The organism is Streptomyces niphimycinicus, from assembly GCF_018883605.1.
GTDB classification, from domain to species: domain Bacteria; phylum Actinomycetota; class Actinomycetes; order Streptomycetales; family Streptomycetaceae; genus Streptomyces; species Streptomyces niphimycinicus.
This window is the reverse complement of sequence record NZ_JAHLEM010000517.1, coordinates 1-2,891: the sequence shown is the minus strand read 5'-3', so window position 1 is coordinate 2,891 and position 2,891 is coordinate 1. Positions and strand designations below refer to the sequence as shown.

Here is a 2,891-nt window from a genome sequence, read left to right as displayed (position 1 = left end):
GGGCGGCGACGGCCGCCGCGCCCAGGATGCCGCGCACCGCGGGTCTGTGCAGAAGTCTCATGTTCATCTGGTCACCGTCCACTTCTGGTTGGCGGCGCCGGTGCAGGTCCATATCTGGAGCCGGGTACCGTTGGCCGAACTGCCACCGGCGGCGTCCAGGCACTTGTTGGCCTGTGGGTTGACGATGTCGCGGGCCGCGGGAACGGCCCATTGCTGCGCCGCGCTGCCATTGCAGTCATAGAGCTGGACCAGACTGCCGTCGGCCGTGCCACCCGACGCCACGTCCAGGCACTTCCCCAGCGCACGGATCGTCCCATCGCCACCAACGGTCCACTGCTGCGCGGCGGAACCGTTGCAGTCGTAGAGCTGGATCGGCGTGCCGTTCGCGCTGTTGGCGCCCGCCACGTCCATGCACTTGCCGCCGACGCCGGTGATGGCGCCGCCGCCCGGCTGTCCGCTGTCGGTGCTGACCCGGACGTAGTCGACGAGGAGTTGCTGCGGGAAGGCCGTGCTGCCGTTGGGGTCTCCGGGCCAGTAGCCGCCGACCGCCAGGTTGAGGATCACGAAGAAGGGCTTGTTGAACGCCCACTGCCGGCCACCGAGGTCGGCGGGGGTGCGCCGCTGATAGACGGTGCCGTCGACGGACCAGGTGATCGCGTTGGGGCTCCAGTCGACGGCGAAGGTGTGGAAGGCGTCGGCGAACGCCTGGCCACCGGGCAGGGAGTACCCGGCGCCGATACCGCCGGACCCCGAGTATCCGGGGCCGTGGAGGGTGCCGTGGACCGTGGACGGCTCGAAGCCCACGTTCTCCATGATGTCGATCTCACCCGAGTTGGGCCAGCCGACCTGTCCGATGTCATTGCCCAGCATCCAGAACGCCGGCCACATGCCCTGCCCGCGCGGAATCTTCATCCGGGCTTCGACCCGCCCGTAGGTGGTGGTGAACTTGCCGGACGTGTTCAGCCGGGCGGAGGTGTACTCGCACCTTCCGTACCAGCACTGGTAGTTGCCCGGATTCTCGCGGCGGGCGGTGATGGCCAGATGGCCCTGTCCGTCGAGGGCGGCGTTGCGGTTGCCCGCCGTGTAGTACTGCCGTTCATGGTTGTTGACGTTGTCGCCCGTCTCGATCTGCCACTTGCCACCGTCGACGGCGGAGCCCGCGGGCCCGTCGAACTCGTCGGAGAAGGTGACGGCGGCGGCCTTGGCGGCCACGGCCGGTGGCGCGGCCGAATCCGCCGCGGAGGCGGGCGCGCCCTGCGCCAGTCCGGTGGACAGGGAGGCGAGGGCGAGGAACGAGACGACCGAGAGCAGCAGTCGCCGAGGTAAGCGCGGGGAGTCCATGACTCTCCTTCCAGAAGCATGTGCATGACAGGTACGGAGAGACACAGGCGCATGTGGAACCAACAGGTGGAAGCGCGTGGTTACGGCGCCGACCGGGTGCGATGGGCGATCCGGGAGGTACTTAGTTCACTACGTGATTTAAGAAGTGAAGGAAAATCCTGTCAAGAGTTTGGTATGGACCATATGTGTGGACAGAAACCGCCGTAGGCAACCGCACGACCGGTGACGGCCCGTCGGGGGATATCCCCCATTCCGGCCCTGGGGTGCGCCGGATCGCCCGGAGTCGGGGGCGAATCCAGCGTTCAGCCATGTCTTCGACTCTGCGAAAGCATCTCGCCCTGGCACTCGGTGTCGCCACGTTGCTCGCCACCGAGGTGGCCACCGCCGTCGCCCGGCCCGCCGGGCCCTCCCCCGTGGAGCGGCTGCGTCAGGACACCGAGGCGATCCACGCCCTCGGTGTCAGCGGTGTGCAGGCCCGCGTGGTCGCGCCGGGCGGTCGGCAGTCCGTCGCCACCAGCGGCACCGCCGACCTGAACACCGGCCGCCCCGTCTCTTCGGACGGCCCGTGAGCGAGGAGGTCCAACAGCTCTGGCCCGGCGGCCGATACGGGCTCGGCCTGGTCGAACGCCCGCTGAGCTGCGGAGGAACGTACTGGAGCCACGAGGGCGGGGACGGCGGCTACATCACCCTCAACGGGGTTACCGACGACGGCAGGCGAAGTGCCGCGGTCTCCATGTCCGAGGCACGCGGTGACACCCCGGAGCACATCCTGGACCAGGAGAACGCGGCCGGCACCCTCATCGACCACGCACTGTGCGCCGGGGGCCGGCGCGGGGGCGCGGGCGAACGACCGCTGCCGGGACAGTAAGTTTGGACCCCGCGCCATGACACGCAACCTCCGCATGCCCCGCGCCCTCTTCCCAACCGGCTATGGCCGTACGCGTCGGCGTGCCCGGTCCGGGCCGCACACCGACTGACCGACCCCACGAGGACACAACACCGCCGTGACACCCGACGAACACTTCGGCCGCCTCGCGCCGCAGACCGCATGACGCCCGCCGGTTCCCGGGCCGTCCGGGAACCCGGCGGAACCGCAGGATCCGCAGGAGCCGTCCGAGCCGTCGACTATCCTCACGCAGACGGCCTCGGTGCACACGATCGACTTGGGACAGACGTGCCGGAACTTGTACTGCATGCCAATGGACGCACCTGGACCCTGGACGCGTCCCGGAGCTATACCGTGGGGCGCGATCAGCAGGCCGACATCCCGACCATCGACCGCCGAGTCTCCCGGCGGCACATCACGATCCGCTGCGTCGGCGGAACGTGGGTCATCGAGGACCTCGGCAGCGCGAATGGCACGTTCGCGGACGGACGCCGGGTCCAGCGGATGGAGATCGGCCACGGTTCGATCGTCCGGCTGGGGAACTTCTCCACCGGCATGCGGCTGGACTTCACCGAGGCCGCGCCGGCGCCGGGGGCGGCGCCGGTGAATGGCGACCAGGCGCCTGCTGCGGCGCAGGGCCGCACGGCGGCGGCCGCCGGTGCGC

The 2,891-nt window shown here is 69.6% G+C and carries 4 protein-coding genes; 3 read left to right on the top strand and 1 reads right to left on the bottom strand.

What is annotated here, in order from left to right:
* Positions 1-63: 63 nt before the first annotated feature.
* A complete protein-coding gene (locus tag KN815_RS34565; protein WP_216345798.1) occupies positions 64-1,341 on the bottom strand; it encodes a glycoside hydrolase family 16 protein in 1,278 nt (425 codons plus the stop codon).
* A 308-nt stretch (positions 1,342-1,649) separates the two neighbouring features.
* On the opposite strand from KN815_RS34565, the gene KN815_RS34560 reads away from it, so the two are divergent.
* From KN815_RS34560 to KN815_RS34550, 3 genes are all read left to right on the top strand, one after another.
* Positions 1,650-1,910, top strand: coding sequence for a hypothetical protein (locus KN815_RS34560; RefSeq protein ID WP_216345797.1), 261 nt, complete (start codon positions 1,650-1,652; stop codon positions 1,908-1,910).
* A complete protein-coding gene (locus KN815_RS34555) occupies positions 1,907-2,209 on the top strand; it encodes a hypothetical protein (RefSeq protein ID WP_253209418.1) in 303 nt (100 codons plus the stop codon). The genes KN815_RS34560 and KN815_RS34555 overlap by 4 nt, the downstream gene beginning before the upstream one ends.
* 306 nt (positions 2,210-2,515) lie before the next feature.
* A partial coding sequence (locus tag KN815_RS34550) for an FHA domain-containing protein (protein ID WP_216345796.1) occupies positions 2,516-2,891 on the top strand: 376 nt, incomplete at its 3' end.